Raw genomic sequence first — 15,567 nt, 5'->3', positions numbered from 1 at the left:
TGGGTGCGGTTGCGCTGTGGTCGGGTGGGGGTGCGCAGTTCCCCGCGCCCCTGTTTCGCGCCGTTCCCCGCGCCCCTTGCTCCCTTACGTCGTGGAGAGGACTCTCAGCGCTGCTTCCACGCCTCCGGACTTGACCGGGACGCCTGTCAGTTGGAGGCCCATCTGGACTCCGGACAGGGTTCCGGCGAGGGTCAGGTCGTTGAAGTGGCCCAGGTGGCCGATGCGGAAGACGCGGCCCGACAGCCTGCCCAGGCCGGTGCCGAGGGACATGTCGAAGCGTTCCAGCACGGTCTTCCGTACGGCGTCTGCGTCCTGGCCCTCGGGCATCAGGACGGCGGTGAGCGAGCCGGAGTGTTCCCGTTCGTCGGCGCACAGCACGTCGAGTCCCCAGCCGTGGACGGCGGCGCGGGTCGCCGCCGCGTGCCGGGCGTGCCGTGCGAACACGGCGGGCAGCCCCTCGTCGTGCAGCATGCCGAGCGCTTCTTCGAGCCCGAACAGCAGGTTCGTGGCGGGGGTGTACGGGAACCAGCCGCGCTCGTTGGCGTCGATGATCTGCGCCCAGTCCCAGTACGACCGGGGGAGCGTGGCGTCGCGGGAGGCGGCGAGCGCCTTGTCGCTGATCGCGTTGAAGCTCAGCCCGGGCGGCAGCATCAGCCCCTTCTGCGAGCCGGCGACGGTGACGTCGACGCCCCACTCGTCGTGCCGGTAGTCGATCGAGCCGAGTGAGGAGATCGTGTCGACGAGCAGCAGCGCCGGATGGCCCGACTCGTCGAGGGCGCGCCGCAGTTCGGGGATGCGGCTGGTGACGCCGGTGGAGGTCTCGTTGTGCACGACGCAGACGGCCTTGACGGTGTGCTCGGTGTCGGCCGCCAGCCGGCGGGCCAGTTCGTCCGGGTCGGCGCCGTGCCGCCAGTCGCCGGGGACGAGGTCGGCCTGCAGGCCGAGGGAGAGGGCGAGGTCCCTCCACAGGGTGGCGAAGTGGCCGGTCTCGAAGCCCAGTACGCGGTCGCCGGGGCTGAGGGTGTTGACGAGCGCTGCCTCCCAGGCGCCGGTCCCGGAGGCGGGGTAGATCACCACGGGTGCGTCGCGGGTGCCGAACACGGGGCGCAGAGCCGGGAGCAGACGCCGCGTCAGGTCGGCGAACTCGGGTCCGCGGTGGTCGATGGTGGGTGCGGCCATGGCGCGCAGCACCCGGTCGGGGACGTTCGTGGGGCCGGGGATCTGCAGGAAGTGACGTCCGGTGCGGAGGGTCAACGGGCCGTGCTCCCCTCGAAGTTGTGCCGTGTCACGGCACGCATTTCGTAAGATGGCACGCGGAGAGTAGAACCGTACCGGGGAGGGGTCAAGGCATGCAGAACGTGCTGAACGCGCTGCGAATGCTCGAAGAGGTCGCTGAACGGCAGCCGGCGGGAGTCGCCGAACTGGCCCGTGCGCTGGACGTTCCCAAGAGTTCGGCGCAGCGCGCGCTGCGCACGCTGGAGGCCGCCGGCTGGATACGCGAGGCGGGCGGCAGCGGCACCACGCGCTGGGCGGTGACGACGAAGGCGCTGCACGTCGGGCGGCGCGCCAGCGGCGAGTTGAGCCTGCGCGACGTGGCCGTTCCGGTGATGGAGGACCTGCGGCGGCGCAGCGGCGAGACGGTGCATCTGACCGTGCCGGACACCGGCCGGGTCGTGCTCATCGAACGGTTGGAGACGGACCAGCCGGTGCGGATCAGCCTGCCGCTGGGCAAGCAACTGCCGCTGCACGCCTCGGCGAACGGCAAGGCGGTGCTCGCCGTGTCGCCGCCGGAAGTGCTGGAGCGGCTGCTGGCGGCGGGCCTGCCGCAGCTCACCGATACCACCGTCGTCGACGAGGAGAGCCTGCGGGCCGAACTCGCCGCGATCCGGGAGCGCGGCTACGCGGTCAACGGCGGCGAGTGGAACGACGACGTCTCCGCCGTGGCGGCGGCCGTGCTGGACGGCTCGGGCCGGCCCGCGGCGAGCATCAGCATCAACGTCCCGACCAGCAGAACGACGGAGGACAGCCGCTCTGCGCACGGAGCGCTCGTACGGGAGGGCGCTGCCGCTGTGAGCGCCGCGCTGGGCGGCCCGCGGAGCCGCGCCGGAGGCGGCGTACGGGGGCCGGAGGGGCTCAACAGGCCCTGGGACAGCACCCCTTGACGGTGCGTCGGGGCGCCCGCACACTTCCATCCCATTGCGCGCGGACGGCAATCCGCAAGCGGTCAGTCCAGTGTTTCAAGGAAAACGACTGTCGACCGAAGGTAAAGGTGCCTCGTGTCAGATCAAGTCATTTCCATCATCGGCCTGGTACTCGTATTCACCGTCGCCACGATCTTCCGTGTGCACATGGGTGCACTGGCCATCGTGGCCGCCTTCATCGTGGGTACGGCGTTTGTCGGAGAATCCGCCGACGACCTCTTCAAGGGATTTCCCGGAGATCTCTTCGTGGTGCTCGTCGGCGTCACGTTCCTGTTCGCCATCGCCCGGAACAACGGCACCGTCGACTGGCTCGTACAGGTCTCCATCCGCATGGTCGGCGGCAGAGTGGCCCTGGTGCCGTGGGTGATGTTCCTGGTCACTGCCGTGCTCACGGCCGTCGGAGCGGTGGTCCCCGCGGCCGTCGCGATCATCGCGCCGATCGGCATGGGATTCGCCAGGCGGTGCGGAATCCACCCCGTCCTCATGGGGCTACTCATCGTCAACGGAGCGGCGGGCGGCGGATTCTCGCCGATCAGCATCTACGGTTCCATCACCAACGGAGTGGTCGCCTCCAACGACCTTCCGGGAAGTCCCGGACTGCTGTTCCTGTGTACCTTCCTCTTCAATCTGCTGCTCAGTGCGGTGGCTTTCCTCCTTTTCGGCGGCCGCTCCCTCATCGGAAAGCGCGAAGTCCTCGGAACGGAATCGGCCGGGGGAACGGAAACCGCGGGTGGTACGGACGGCGTGCCCGCGCAGCCGGGCCCGGCCGGTACGGGTGCCGGCGGCACCGCGCCCGTCACCACGCGGACCGCACCGGACGGTGGCACCGCCGTGCTCACCGCTGTCGCCGAAGTGCCGCGCGGCGAGGAGCGGTTGACGCTCGACATGCCGCGCGTCCTGACCCTTCTCGGGCTGCTCGGTGTCGTCGCCGGTTCGCTCTTCTTTGACCTGGACGTGGGTCTGACGGCGCTGTCCGTCGCCGTTGTCCTCTCGCTGGTGTCGCCCAAGTCGGCCGAGGGCGCCGTCGACAAGTGCGCCTGGTCGACGGTGCTGCTGGTGTGCGGCATCGTCACCTTCGTCAGCCTCATGGAGCGCATCGGCACCATCGACTTCCTCGGCGAACGCGTCGCGGCCATCGACGCGCCGCTGCTGGGCGCGCTGCTGATCTGCTTCATCGGCGCGGTCGTCTCGGCCTTCGCGTCGACCACCGGCATCCTCGGCGCCGTCATCCCGCTCGCCGTGCCGTTCCTGCTCGGCGGGCACGTCGGCGCGGTCGGCATGGTCATCGCGCTGGCGCTGTCCTCGTCGGTGGTGGACTCCTCGCCGTTCTCCACCAGCGGTGCGCTCGTCACCGCGAACTCGCCGGACGACGAACGCGACCGGATCTTCCGTACGTTGATGCGGTGGAGCATGAGCATGGCGGTGCTCGCGCCGCTCGTGACCTGGTCGCTGTTCGTGACCCCCGGCTGGCGGTGAGACGCATCGTCCGGCCGCCCGCGCACCCGCCGCCCGGCGCACACCACCGCCCGGCCGCCGCGAGAGCGGGCCGGGCGGTGGAGCGCAACGGCCGTGGAGGGGTCAGCCGTTGCGGGGGCCGGGGAGCACCCCGGGCCAGGGGTCCTGCGCGGCCGCCGGCCGCTCGGCCGGCACACCGGGCGCGGCGGGAGGCGCAGGAGCGGCGGGCGCCGTCGGGAGGCCCGGCATCGAGCGGGCCGCCGGGACCGAGGGCTGCTGCGGCAGTCCGGACGGGGAGCGCGGAGCGCCGGACGGGCCCGTGGCGGCGGGCGCGGCCGGGGCGTCGAGCCGGTTCACGGTCCCGTCGCCGTCGTGTACGGACTCCCGGACCGTACCGCGCCGCGAGCCGTAACGGCGGTGCACCGCCTGCTTGGTGACGCCCAGCGCCGAACCGACCGCGTCCCAGGAGAAGCCGAGCGAACGGTCGAAGTCGACCGCGGCCGTCACCAGGGTCTCGACGCTGTCCCGCAGCTCCTGCGCGAGCCGGACGGTGGGCGCGGGCGCGCGCCCGTACACGACGAAGCCCGCGGACGGGCCGGTGCGCCGCGGGCGGTAGACGTTGCCGAGCTGGGCGGTGAGCGTACGCAACGCGTCCACCTGCCGCCGGACCCGTTCGATGTCCCGCACCAGGAGGTGCAGGCTGGCCCTCGCCTGGGCGTCGTGGGTTGCGTGGTCGGCCATGAACACAAGCCTCTCGAACCGGCGTATAGAGGTCGGGGCCACTGTGCGGCCCTTTTTCGGTCAATCTCCCTTGACCAACGCCATAACGGTCCCTCTGGTCACGCAATGGGGGCGCGAGCAGGGCGCCATGGGGCGCGCGACAACCCGTACGCCCCCTCGGGCACAGGGGCCTGACCGACCGTAAACTGGCGGCTTCCGACTCCGCCCCGTCCGTCCGCGCCGCGGTACCGCAAGTTCCTGAGAGGTAGTTCGCCACCGATGAGGCTCGTCTTCGCCGGCACCCCCGAGGTCGCCGTACCCGCCCTCGACGCCCTGCTCGCCTCCGGGCGGCACGAGGTCGCGGCCGTCGTCACGCGGCCCGACGCGCGCGCAGGACGCGGCCGTCACCTCGTACCCAGCCCCGTCGCGCAGCGCGCGGCCGAGGAGGGCATCGAGGTGCTCAAGCCCGCGAAGCCCAAGGACCCCGAATTCCTCGACCGGCTGCGGGAGATCGCCCCCGACTGCTGCCCCGTCGTCGCGTACGGGGCGCTGCTGCCGCGCGTCGCGCTGGACGTGCCGCGGCACGGCTGGGTCAACCTGCACTTCTCGCTGCTGCCCGCGTGGCGCGGCGCGGCCCCCGTGCAGCACGCGCTGCTCGCCGGCGACGAGATGACCGGCGCGACGACCTTCCAGATCGAGGAGGGCCTGGACTCCGGACCGGTGTACGGGGTGCTCACCGAGGAGGTGCGGTCCACCGACACCAGCGGCGACCTGCTGACCCGGCTCGCCTTCGCCGGCTCCGGGCTGCTCACCGCGACCATGGACGGCATCGAGGACGGCAGCCTGCAGGCCGTGCCGCAGTCCGAGGAGGGCGTGTCCGTCGCGCCGAAGCTCACCGTCGAGGACGCCCGCATCGACTGGACGGCGCCCGCGCTGCGCGTCGACCGGGTCGTGCGCGGCTGCACGCCCGCACCCGGCGCCTGGACGGAGTTCCGCGGCGAGCGGCTCAAGGTGCGCACGCTGTCCCCGGCGCCCGACCACGGCGACGGACTGGCCCCCGGCGAGCTCGCGGCGACCAAGAACTCCGTGCACGTGGGCACCGGTTCGCACGCGGTCGCCCTGGAGTGGGTGCAGCCGCAGGGCAAGAAGCCGATGCCGGCGGCGGACTGGGCACGCGGCGTCCGCGTCGCCGACGGCGAGCGGCTGGACGGCGCGGCGCAGGGCTGAGCGGCGCAGGGCTGAGCGGTGCAGGCCTGAGCGGGCAGGACTGAGCGGGCAGGACTGGGCCCGGCCGCGGCCGGGCGCCGGCGTGCGGGGCGTACGCTGGGGGGACGTCATCTTCGTACCGGAGCACCTTTTCTCGTGAGCACTCGGCCGCACCGCCCCGCACGCCCCCGGAAAGACCCCGTCCGCATGCTCGCCTACGAGGCGCTGCGGGCCGTGGACGAACGGGACGCGTACGCGAACCTCGTCCTGCCCCCGCTGCTGCGGAAGGCCCGCGACAAGGGGAACTTCGACGCGCGGGACGCGGCGCTCGCCACCGAGCTGGTGTACGGGACGCTGCGCCGGCAGGGCACGTACGACGCGGTCATCGCCGACTGCACCGACCGGCCGCTGCGCGACATCGACCCGCCCGTGCTGGACGTACTCTCCCTGGGCGCCCACCAGTTGCTCGGCACCCGCATCCCCACGCACGCCGCGGTGTCCGCCACCGTCGACCTCGCGCGCGCTGTCGTCGGCGACGGGCGCGCCAAGTTCGTGAACGCCGTCCTGCGCAAGATCTCGCGGGACGACCTCGACGGCTGGCTGGACCGGGTGGCGCCGCCGTACGACGAGGACGCCGAGGAGCACCTCGCCGTCCGGTACGCGCACCCGCGCTGGATCGTCTCCGCGCTGTGGGACGCGCTCGGCGGCGGCCGCACCGGCATCGAGGAGCTGCTCGCCGCCGACAACGAACGCCCCGCCGTCACCCTCGTCGCCCGCCCCGGCCGCAGCACCGCGGAGGAGCTGCTGACCGGGGAGGCCGAGCCCGGACTGTGGTCGCCGTACGCGGTGCGGCTCTCCGAGGGCGGCGAGCCCGGCGCGGTGGACGCCGTCCGCGAGGGCCGGGCCGGAGTGCAGGACGAGGGCAGCCAGCTCGTGGCGCTCGCCCTCGCGAACGCGCCCCTGGAGGGGCCGGACGGCAAGTGGCTGGACGCCTGCGCGGGCCCCGGCGGCAAGGCCGCGCTGCTCGCCGCGCTCGCCGCGCAGCGCGGTGCGGCGCTGCTGGCCGCGGAGAAGCAGCAGCACCGCGCCGAACTCGTGGCCCGCTCGCTGGCCGGCAACCCCGGCCCGTACCAGGTCGTCACCGCCGACGGCACCCGCCCCGCATGGCGCGCGGGCAGCTTCGACCGCGTGCTGGTCGACGTGCCCTGCACGGGACTCGGCGCCCTGCGCCGCCGCCCCGAGGCGCGCTGGCGGCGCCGCCCCGGGGACCTGGACGGCTTCGCGCCGCTGCAGCGCGGCCTGTTGCGCGAGGCACTGAACTCGGTGCGGCCCGGCGGCGTGGTCGGCTACGCCACCTGCTCGCCGCACCTGGCCGAGACCCGCGACGTCGTCGACGCGCTGCGCGAGGAGACCGGCGCCGAACTCCTCGACGCACGGCCCCTGATGCCCGGGGTACCCGACCTCGGTGACGGGCCCGACGTACAGCTGTGGCCGCACCGGCACGGCACCGACGCCATGTACCTCGCGCTGCTGCGCAGGCCCGTCTGACCGCGCCCGGCAGCGCCCCGACCGCCCGATCCGTTCCGAAGACGAAGCGAGATACTGGAGCCATGGCTCAGATCAATCCCAGCATTCTGTCCGCCGACTTCGCGCGCCTGGCCGACGAGGCGAAGGCGGTGGAGGGCGCGGACTGGCTGCACGTCGATGTGATGGACAATCACTTCGTGCCGAACCTGACGCTCGGCGTCCCGGTCGTGGACGCGCTGCACAAGGCCACGGACACCCCGCTGGACTGCCATCTGATGATCGAGGACCCGGACCGCTGGGCCCCGCAGTACGTGGAGGCCGGCGCCTCCTCGGTCACCTTCCACGCCGAGGCCGCCGCGGCGCCGGTGCGCACCGCGCGGGAGATCAAGGCGAAGGGGGCGCGCGCCTCGATGGCGCTCAAGCCCGGCACGCCCGTCGAGCCGTACGAGGATCTGCTGCCCGAGCTGGACATGCTGCTGATCATGACGGTGGAGCCGGGCTTCGGCGGTCAGGCGTTCCTGGACATCATGCTGCCCAAGATCCGCCGGACCCGGCAGCTGATCGCGAAGCACGGTCTGCAGATGTGGCTCCAGGTCGACGGCGGGGTCTCGCAGTCCACGATCGAGCGGTGCGCGGAGGCCGGCGCGGACGTCTTCGTGGCCGGTTCCGCCGTGTACGGGGCGGACGACCCCGCGGCCGCCGTACGCTCACTGCGCAAGCAGGCCGAGGAGGCGGGCCGGCGCGCGGGCTGCGCCCACTGACCGTCCCCGGCGCGCCTTTCCCGCTCCACCGCACGTACGCCATGGGTGCACCGTGCACGAGTGGGATCAAGGTCACGCCGGATCTGCGAGGATGAACGCCCAGCGCTGCGGCGCACATACGTAGGACAGTGAGGTGAGTGCGGTGTCGTCGGGTCGGACCACGCGAATGGGACCCGCCGAGCTCATGCAGGCGGCGGCGATGGCACGCCGTTTCTACCTCGAGGGAAAGTCGAAGATCCAGATCGCCGACGAGTTCGGGGTGAGCCGCTTCAAGGTGGCGCGGGTGCTGGAGACCGCTCTCGAGCGTGACCTGGTCCGGATCGACATCCGGGTCCCTGCTGAGCTGGACGCCGAGCGCTCCGACGCGCTCCGCGCCCGATACGGGCTGCGGCATGTCGTCGTCGTCGAGTCCCCGTCGTCCACCCCCGCGGAGGACGAGACCGCGGACGACGGCGCCGACCCGGAGAACCTCGGCGAGGTCGCCGCCGACCTGCTCGGCGAACTCGTCACCGACGGGGACGTGCTCGGCCTCGCCTGGGGCCGCTCGACCATCCATATGGCCACCGCGCTGCGGCAGTTGCCGCCCTGCACCGTGGTCCAGCTGACCGGGGTGTACGACGCCGGCACCGCCGACCGCGGCTCCGTCGAGGCCGTACGGCGCGCCGCCGAGGTCGCCGGCGGCGAGGCGCACCCGATCTACGCGCCGATGCTGCTGCCCGACCCGTCCACCGCCGCCGCGCTGCGCAGCCAGACCGGCATCTCCCGCGCCTTCGAGTACTTCGACAAGGTGACGGTGGCCGCCGTGTCCATCGGCTCCTGGGAGCCGGGCATCTCCACGGTGCACGACATGCTCAGCGACACCGAGCGCGAGCACTACTCCTCGCTCGGCGTCGCCGCCGAGATGTCCGCGCACCTCTTCGACGCCGAGGGCCGCCGCATCGGCCGGGACCTGGGCGAGCGCTGCATCACCGTCGAGGCCGAACGGCTGCGCCGCATCCCCGAGGTGGTCGCCATCGCGGGCGGCCAGCGCAAGGCCGGCGCCATCGGAGCGGTGCTCCGCTCCGGCCTCGTCACCAGCCTGGTGACCGACACCGCCGCCGCCGACTTCCTGCTGCAGGAGATGGGCCCCGGGCCCAAACCCGCGCTGGAGAGGGCGGATCCGGACGGCGTCTGACCCGTCCGCCACGCTTTGTCGCGGCCGTTGCCCGGTTCCGCCGAGAGGCGGACGGGGACGGCCGCGCCGTGCCGCAGTCCGGTACACGTATCGCGCACACCGCCTCAGGAGGGACAGGCAGCCATGACCACGGAGCGCACCCCGCTGCCCGGAGTCGGCACCCAGTACGACATCGTCACGCGGGCGGGGAAGCACATCTCCGTCGTCGCCCACCAGGACGGACGCCGTTTCGTGGGCTTCTACCGGCCGGAGGACCCGGACGCCTGCCAGGGCACCGTGCCGCTCGACCCGGACGAGGCGGCCTCGCTCGCGGACCTCCTCGTACCGCAGCGCACCGACGACAGCCTCGGTACAGGTGACTTGGACATCGACCTCGTCACCGAACGCATCGCGATCACCCGGCAGTCCCCGTACCGGGGCCGTCCGCTGGGCGACACCCGGGCCCGTACGCTCACCGGCGCGTCCATCGTGGCCGTGCTGCGGCGTACCGGCCCCGTGCCCTCGCCGACGCCCGACTTCCGCCTGGAGGCGGGGGATTCGCTGGTCGTGGTGGGGACCCGGGAGGGCGTCGACGAGCTGACCCGTATGATCAGCGGCGTCTAGGGCCGCGGATCGGGGAGGTCCGGGCCGGAAGACAGAGAAGGGGCAGGGCAGCACCGTGCACGACTCCACCGTCCTCCTGATCGAGCTGGGTGCCGTGATTCTCGGCCTCGGCCTCGTGGGCCGCTTCGCGGGCCGGATCGGCATGTCGCCCATCCCGCTCTATCTGCTGGGCGGCCTCGCGTTCGGACAGGGCGGCATCTTCCCGCTGAACGCCAGCGAGGAGTTCATCGAGGTCGGCTCCGAGATCGGGGTCATCCTGCTCCTGCTGCTGCTCGGCCTGGAGTACAGCGCGTCCGAGCTGGTCACCAGCCTGCGCACCCAATACCCGTCCGGCATCGTCGACTTCCTGCTCAACGCCACCCCCGGTGCGCTGGCCGGCATGCTGCTCGGCTGGGGACCCGCCGCCTGTGTCGCGCTCGCGGGCGTCACCTGGATCTCCTCCTCCGGCGTGATCGCCAAGGTGCTCACCGAACTGCGCCGGCTGGGCAACCGCGAGACACCCGTCATCCTGGGCGTCCTCGTCATGGAGGACCTCTCCATGGCCGTCTATCTCCCGCTGCTGACAGCGCTGTTGGCCGGTGCGGGACTCGCGGGCGGCAGCGTCACCCTGCTCATCGCACTGGGCACCGTCGGCCTCGTGCTGTACGCGGCGTTGCGGCACGGCCGGATCATCAGCCGTGCCGTCAGCTCCGAGGTGCCGGAGATGGTGCTGCTCGTCGTGCTGGGCCTGACGCTGCTGGTGGCGGGCATCGCGCAGAAGCTCCAAGTGTCCGCCGCCGTCGGCGCGTTCCTGGTGGGCATCGCCCTGTCCGGGGAGACGGCGAAGAGCGCGCGGGCCCTGCTGACGCCGCTGCGCGACCTGTTCGCGGCGATCTTCTTCGTCTTCTTCGGGCTGCACACCAACCCGGCGGAGATACCCCCGGTGCTGCTGCCCGCCCTGCTGCTGGCCGTCGTCACCATCGTCACGAAGACCGTCACCGGCTGGTACGCGGCACGGCGGGCCGGCATCAGTTCACGGGGCCGGCTGCGGGCCGGCGGCGCGCTCGTCGCGCGCGGCGAGTTCTCCATCGTCATCGCCGGGCTCGCCGTGAGCACCGAACCGAGAATAGGCCCGCTCGCCACCGCGTACGTGCTGCTGATGGTCATCGCCGGGCCGCTCACCGCCCGTTGGACCGCGCCCGCCGTGGAGGCCGGCCGCCGTCTGCTGGGCCGCGACAAGACGCAGGACTCCGCGGCACCGGCCACCGGGACCGCGGAGGCGCCCGCACAGCGCTGAGCGGTCAGTAGCCGTAGCCGCTGCCGGCATCGCTGTCACTGCTGCCGCTGTCGTTGCCGCTGCCCGAGCCACTGCCCGAGCCACTGCCCGCGTCGCTGCTGCTGCCGCTGTCCGAGCCGGAGTTGCTGCTGTCAGCGCCGGAGCCGGCGCCGTCGTCCTGGGGGCTCGGGGAGCCCTTCGCCTTCTTGCCGTCCGGTGTGACGGCGTGCCACAGGCCCATGACGTTCTGCCCGTTGATGTCCCCGGCCTCGGTGTCGCCGGTGAACCAGTAGACGGGCCAGCAGTCGATGGCCAGCTGCCGCGTTCCGTCGGCCCGCTTGTACGTGCCGACCGCCTTCTTCGTCACGCCGCTGAGTTTCTCCTCCGACACCGGCTTGGCGGGTTTCCACGTGTCCAGGCACGCGCCCGTGCAGTTGGACTTCATCGGCCACGCCGTGTCCTTGTCGAAGCGGTACAGCGTGCGGCCCTTCGCGTCCTGGAGGATCCGCCCGATGTCCGCGTTGTCGACGGCCTTCAGCTGTGCCGCCGGCTTGTTGTCCGCGTTGTCCGCCGCCTTCTGCCCGGCCTTCGCGCCGGTCGGCGCCAGCGCGTTCCATGTGCCGCCGACGCCGTGGCCCTTGGTGTCGCCGGGCGCCGTGTCCTTCGCGTACCGGTAGACGGGCCAGCCGCCCAGCGTCAGCTGCCACTTGCCGTCCGCGCGCTTGACCTTGCCGAGCGTGCCGTCCGTGATGCCCGCCGCGGCCCTGGCGTCCTCGGCCGGTACGGGCGGCCACGCGGAGGCGCACTTGCCGGCGCAGTTGGAGCGGGGCGGCTTCGCCGTGTCCTCGTCGAAGCGGTAGAGGGTCCAGCCGGCGCTGTCGGTGACGACCTCGCCGAGCTCCGGAACGTCCCGTACGGCAAGGGACTTGGCGGGACCCGTACGCGCTTCCGCCTTGCTGTCCGAGGCTGCTCCGGAGCCGTAGCCGTCGCCGGAGTCCGCGCCGTAGCCGCCCTGTTCGGCGCTGCCGCCGGCGTTCTGGACCGTGCCGGTGCCGCCGTCGCTGCCGCACGCGGTGGCCATCAGGGCGAGCGCCGCGGCGGCGGCCACCGCGTACCGCTTCGCCGGGGGCCGGCCCTCCGGGGCCGGGCCCCCCGACCGGCGCGGACCGGTGCGGCGCGGCCGGGGGCTGTGCTGACGGCGGGTGCGCAGAGTCTTCATGTCTCCTCCTGGATCGGGTGGTTCGGCAGTCTGCGCGAGTGCCGTGATGCCAGGAGGAAACTTGTCGGAACGTGCTAACCGGTGAGAAGCGGCAGCCTGTCCTACGTACCGGCTGCCTGTCCTACGTGTCGGTGGCGTCGGGGAAGGCGTACGCGTCGACTTCCGCGAGGTACTTGTCGCGCTGTTCCTCCGTGAGGAAGGAGGAGTGGAAGGAGTTGCGCGCGAGGGTGCGCAGCTTCTCCTCGCCGAGGTCCAGCGCGTCGCGCACGCCGCGGAAGTTGTCCTCCGCGTAGCCGCCGAAGTAGGCCGGGTCGTCGGAGTTCACGCTCACCAGCAGGCCCGCGTCCAGCATCCTGTCCAGCGGGTGGTCCGCGAGGTCCTCGACCACGCGCAGCCGCACGTTGGAGAAGGGGCACACGGTCAGCGGCATCCGCTCGTCGCGCAGCCGCGCCACGAGGCTCTCGTCCTCCAGGCAGCGGATGCCGTGGTCCACGCGCTCCACGTGCAGCACGTCGAGCGCCGAGCGGATGTACGCGGGCGGGCCCTCCTCGCCGGCGTGCGCCACACAGCGCAGCCCGTGCTCGCGCGCCACCGCGAACACCTCCTCGAACAGCTCGGGCGGGAAGCCCACTTCGCTGGAGTCCAGCCCCACGGCCGTGAACTTGTGCAGATGCCGTTCGGCGCCCTGCAGCAGCGTCATCGCCGCGTCGGCCGGCAGATGCCGCAGGAAGCACATGATCAGCTGGGTGCTGACGCCGTGCCGCTGCTCGCTCTCGTCGAGGGCGCGGCACAGTCCGTTCACGACGGTGTCCAGGTCGACGCCGCGTTCGAGGTGCGCCTGCGGGTCGAAGAAGATCTCCGCGTGCCGTACGCCCTGTTCGGCGGCGCGTGCCAGATAGGCCTCGGCGAGGTCGGCGAAGTCCTGCTCGGTGCGGAGCACCGACATCATCCGGTAGTACAGGTCCAGGAAGGACTGCAGACCGCTGAAGCTGTAGGCGCCGCGCAGTTCGTCGACGCTCGCGTACGGCAGCGTGACGCCGTTGCGTTCGGCGAGGGCGAAGGCGAGCTCGGGTTCGAGCGTGCCCTCGATGTGCACGTGCAGTTCCGCCTTGGGGATGGGCATGCGGGTCGTCCTCAGAGTGCTGGGTTGCGGGGTGCGGGGAAGGGTGCGCTGGATTCGCGCACCACGAGTTCGGGCGCGAGGCGTACGGAACGCCGCGCGCGGGGGCCGTCGTCCGGCTGCTCGTCGAGCAACCGCACCGCCTCGGCGGCGAGTTGGGTGACGGGCTGCCGGACGGTCGTCAGGGCCGGCTCGGCCAGCCCGGCGATGCCGGTGTCGTCGAAGCCGGTGACGGCGATGCCGCCGGGCACGCGGGTGCCGAGCTGCCGCAGCCGTTGCAGCGCGCCGGCCGCGATCAGGTCGTTGGCGCAGACGAGCGCCTCGGGCCGGTGCGGCAGCACCCGGTCGACGGCTTCCCGCCCGAACTCGACGGAGAATCCGCCGAGTTCGACCCGGGACGGCGCGTCCGGGTCCAGCGCGGCGGCGCCGGCCTCGTACGCGGCGTGCCGCTCGGCAGCCGCCGAGTTGCCGCCGTCGGCGCCGAGGAAGCAGACGCGGCGCCGTCCGGCGCGGGCGAGATGCTCCAGGACCAGGGCCATGCCCGCCGCGTTGTCGACGGCGACCGAGTGCGCGACGCCGGGGCCGCAGGCGCGGTCCAGCAGGACGAGCGGCACCTGCGCCGCCGCCGACGCCACCGCCTCCCTGCTGCGTTTCTCGTCCACGGGGATCACCAGCAGCGCGTCGACCTGGCGGTCCAGCAGCGCGGAGATCCGGTCGGCCTCGGTCGCCGGGTCGTCGTCGCAGTCGGCGAGCAGCAGCGCGCGCCCTCCGGCGTGCAGGGCGTGCTCCACCTCCCGCACGAGGGAGGGGAAGAACGGGTTGGTGATCTGCGGCAGGACCAGCCCGATGGTGCCGGTCGAGCGGCTGCGCAGGGCGCGGGCCACCTGATTGGGCCGGTAGCCGAGGCGTTCGGCGGCGGCCCGCACCGTACGGGCGGTGTCCTGGCCGACGGGCCGGGTGCCGGCGAGCACACGGGACACGGTCGCGACGGAACAGCCCGAAGCGCGCGCCACATCGCGCAGGGTCACTGCTGTCAACGGGCCCGCCTCCCTCGGTCCTCGGCATCCCGCTCCGGCCGCCTGCGGGACACGCCGGGCAAACGTTATCAGCGCGGCGGGAGAGTGCCCCGTTCCTCCCCATCAAGGAGTGGCCCGTGCGCTGGTCTTGACAGTGAGCGGGGGAGTGGATGGGCTGACGGATATCGATTTCCCGACCGGCGCGTCACGCCCGGCCGCCCGGTCCCTTCCGGCCGGCCTGCCGCGCCCCGGCCGGTCCGTCGTGCCCGTACGCCCGCGCCCGCCCCTGCCGAAGGAGTCCCTCCGTGCCGTCCGCACCGCTCGTCCTCGACAGCGACCCCGGTCTCGACGACGCCGTCGCCCTGCAGTATCTGCTCGGCACCGGCCTGTGGGACCTGAAGGCCTACACCGCGGTGGGCGGCAACGTCGGAATCGACGACACCTTCCGCAACGCCCGCGACCTCGCCCGTGCCTTCGGCATCGACCGGGACGTCCCGGTGTACCGCGGCGCACGGCGCGCCTTCAGCCGCGTCGCCCCGTACACCGCCGACTTCCACGGCGGCAACGGCCTCGGCGGGGTGACCCTGCCGGGGTCCGAAGTCCCCGAGCAGACGGAGGACGCCGTCTCCGCGCTGCTGCGGCTGTCGCGGGAGTACGAGGGGGAGCTCACCGTCGTGGCCACGGGACCGCTCACCAACGTCGCCGCCGCCCTGGTCCAGGACCCCGCTTTCGCGCACCGGCTGGCCCGGTTCGTGTTCATGGGCGGCGCGGCGCAGGTGCCGGGAAACTGCACGCCCGTCGCCGAGTTCAACATCTGGGCCGACCCGGACGCCGCCGATCTGGTGGTGTCCAGCGGCATCCCGTACACGATGGTCGGTCTGGACGCGACGCACGGCTGGTGCTTCGGGCAGGACGATCTGGCCCGACTGGAGGCCGCCGGCCCCGGGCAGGAGCTGACGGCCCGGCTGATGCGCTCCTACCTGCACACCTACCGGACCCGCGTCGGCAGGGACACCTGCCCGCTGCACGACCCGCTGGCCGTCGGGGTCGCCGCCGACGAGTCGTTCGTCACCGCGGCGCCGGGCACCGTCATCGTGGAGTGCGGCAGTGAACTGACGCGCGGCCAGACGGTGTTCCTCTCGGCGGGCCGTGCGTACGACTATCCGGCGCACCTCGCCGCGCGCACCGAACACGCCGGGCGGGTGGCTCTGGGTACCGGCCCGCGCGACTTCAGCGCCCACTTCACGGAGATGCTGCTGCGGCACCCCAGCGTCTGACGCACGGTCAGGAGTCGGTCTTCACAGCCCGGT

14 protein-coding genes are annotated in these 15,567 nt (G+C 72.7%); 9 read left to right on the top strand and 5 right to left on the bottom strand.

The features are described from left to right. Positions 1-84: 84 nt before the first annotated feature. Positions 85-1,254, bottom strand: coding sequence for a pyridoxal-phosphate-dependent aminotransferase family protein (locus AC3AGO_RS07010; RefSeq protein ID WP_487819255.1), 1,170 nt, complete (start codon positions 1,252-1,254; stop codon positions 85-87). 95 nt (positions 1,255-1,349) lie between these two features. On the opposite strand from AC3AGO_RS07010, the gene AC3AGO_RS07005 reads away from it, so the two are divergent. Both AC3AGO_RS07005 and AC3AGO_RS07000 read left to right on the top strand, forming a co-directional pair. After that, the gene (locus AC3AGO_RS07005) at positions 1,350-2,162 is read left to right on the top strand and encodes an IclR family transcriptional regulator (RefSeq protein ID WP_487819254.1); all 813 of its coding nucleotides are present in this window, start codon (positions 1,350-1,352) and stop codon (positions 2,160-2,162) included. A 114-nt stretch (positions 2,163-2,276) separates the two neighbouring features. Further along, complete coding sequence (locus AC3AGO_RS07000; RefSeq protein ID WP_487819253.1) at positions 2,277-3,677, top strand: SLC13 family permease; 1,401 nt, start codon at positions 2,277-2,279, stop codon at positions 3,675-3,677. 102 nt (positions 3,678-3,779) lie between these two features. Here AC3AGO_RS07000 and AC3AGO_RS06995 read toward each other — a convergent pair whose 3' ends face one another. Next, positions 3,780-4,397, bottom strand: a complete 618-nt coding sequence (locus AC3AGO_RS06995; RefSeq protein WP_487819252.1) for a hypothetical protein — start codon at positions 4,395-4,397, stop codon at positions 3,780-3,782. Between the two features lie 258 nt (positions 4,398-4,655). On the opposite strand from AC3AGO_RS06995, the gene fmt reads away from it, so the two are divergent. From fmt to AC3AGO_RS06965, 6 genes are all read left to right on the top strand, one after another. Beyond that, positions 4,656-5,603 (top strand): methionyl-tRNA formyltransferase, encoded by a 948-nt coding sequence (gene fmt / locus AC3AGO_RS06990; protein WP_487819251.1) that lies wholly within the window; start codon positions 4,656-4,658, stop codon positions 5,601-5,603. 186 nt (positions 5,604-5,789) lie between these two features. After that, complete coding sequence (locus tag AC3AGO_RS06985) at positions 5,790-7,130, top strand: RsmB/NOP family class I SAM-dependent RNA methyltransferase (protein ID WP_487819250.1); 1,341 nt, start codon at positions 5,790-5,792, stop codon at positions 7,128-7,130. 62 nt (positions 7,131-7,192) lie between these two features. After that, positions 7,193-7,870: a ribulose-phosphate 3-epimerase gene (gene rpe / locus AC3AGO_RS06980; RefSeq protein ID WP_487819249.1), complete on the top strand. Its 678-nt coding sequence runs from the start codon at positions 7,193-7,195 to the stop codon at positions 7,868-7,870. Between the two features lie 166 nt (positions 7,871-8,036). Then, complete coding sequence (locus AC3AGO_RS06975) at positions 8,037-9,044, top strand: sugar-binding transcriptional regulator (RefSeq protein WP_487819248.1); 1,008 nt, start codon at positions 8,037-8,039, stop codon at positions 9,042-9,044. 123 nt (positions 9,045-9,167) lie between these two features. After that, positions 9,168-9,647, top strand: coding sequence for a cation:proton antiporter regulatory subunit (locus AC3AGO_RS06970; protein WP_487819247.1), 480 nt, complete (start codon positions 9,168-9,170; stop codon positions 9,645-9,647). Positions 9,648-9,702: 55 nt separating this feature from the next. After that, the gene (locus AC3AGO_RS06965) at positions 9,703-10,923 is read left to right on the top strand and encodes a cation:proton antiporter (RefSeq protein ID WP_487819246.1); all 1,221 of its coding nucleotides are present in this window, start codon (positions 9,703-9,705) and stop codon (positions 10,921-10,923) included. 4 nt (positions 10,924-10,927) lie between these two features. On the opposite strand, the gene AC3AGO_RS06960 is transcribed toward AC3AGO_RS06965, so the two are convergent. From AC3AGO_RS06960 to AC3AGO_RS06950, 3 genes are all read right to left on the bottom strand, one after another. Beyond that, positions 10,928-12,121 (bottom strand): SCO0930 family lipoprotein, encoded by a 1,194-nt coding sequence (locus tag AC3AGO_RS06960; RefSeq protein ID WP_487819245.1) that lies wholly within the window; start codon positions 12,119-12,121, stop codon positions 10,928-10,930. Positions 12,122-12,242: 121 nt separating this feature from the next. Then, positions 12,243-13,244 (bottom strand): adenosine deaminase, encoded by a 1,002-nt coding sequence (locus tag AC3AGO_RS06955; RefSeq protein ID WP_487819244.1) that lies wholly within the window; start codon positions 13,242-13,244, stop codon positions 12,243-12,245. 11 nt (positions 13,245-13,255) lie between these two features. Continuing rightward, on the bottom strand, positions 13,256-14,269 hold the full coding sequence (locus AC3AGO_RS06950) for a LacI family DNA-binding transcriptional regulator (protein ID WP_487824563.1): 1,014 nt from the start codon (positions 14,267-14,269) through the stop codon (positions 13,256-13,258). 293 nt (positions 14,270-14,562) lie between these two features. Here AC3AGO_RS06950 and AC3AGO_RS06945 point away from each other — a divergent pair, with 293 nt between their 5' ends. Then, positions 14,563-15,534: a nucleoside hydrolase gene (locus AC3AGO_RS06945; protein ID WP_487819243.1), complete on the top strand. Its 972-nt coding sequence runs from the start codon at positions 14,563-14,565 to the stop codon at positions 15,532-15,534. Positions 15,535-15,567 lie beyond the last annotated feature (33 nt).

Source organism: Streptomyces sp. BL1, from assembly GCF_057628045.1.
Note: the sequence above shows the minus strand (reverse complement) of the source record. Positions and strands in the feature narration are given on the sequence as shown.

Bases quoted from the DNA above. Each gene is read 5' to 3' on its own strand.
- AC3AGO_RS07005 (WP_487819254.1), top strand. From the start codon at position 1,350: ATGCAGAACGTGCTGAACGCGCTGCGAATGCTCGAAGAGGTCGCTGAA.
- AC3AGO_RS06975 (WP_487819248.1), top strand. From the start codon at position 8,037: ATGGGACCCGCCGAGCTCATGCAGGCGGCGGCGATGGCACGCCGTTTC.
- AC3AGO_RS06960 (WP_487819245.1), bottom strand. From the start codon at position 12,121: ATGAAGACTCTGCGCACCCGCCGTCAGCACAGCCCCCGGCCGCGCCGC.
- AC3AGO_RS06995 (WP_487819252.1), bottom strand. From the start codon at position 4,397: ATGGCCGACCACGCAACCCACGACGCCCAGGCGAGGGCCAGCCTGCAC.
- AC3AGO_RS06970 (WP_487819247.1), top strand. From the start codon at position 9,168: ATGACCACGGAGCGCACCCCGCTGCCCGGAGTCGGCACCCAGTACGAC.
- AC3AGO_RS06985 (WP_487819250.1), top strand. From the start codon at position 5,790: ATGCTCGCCTACGAGGCGCTGCGGGCCGTGGACGAACGGGACGCGTAC.
- rpe (WP_487819249.1), top strand. From the start codon at position 7,193: ATGGCTCAGATCAATCCCAGCATTCTGTCCGCCGACTTCGCGCGCCTG.
- AC3AGO_RS06955 (WP_487819244.1), bottom strand. From the start codon at position 13,244: ATGCCCATCCCCAAGGCGGAACTGCACGTGCACATCGAGGGCACGCTC.
- fmt (WP_487819251.1), top strand. From the start codon at position 4,656: ATGAGGCTCGTCTTCGCCGGCACCCCCGAGGTCGCCGTACCCGCCCTC.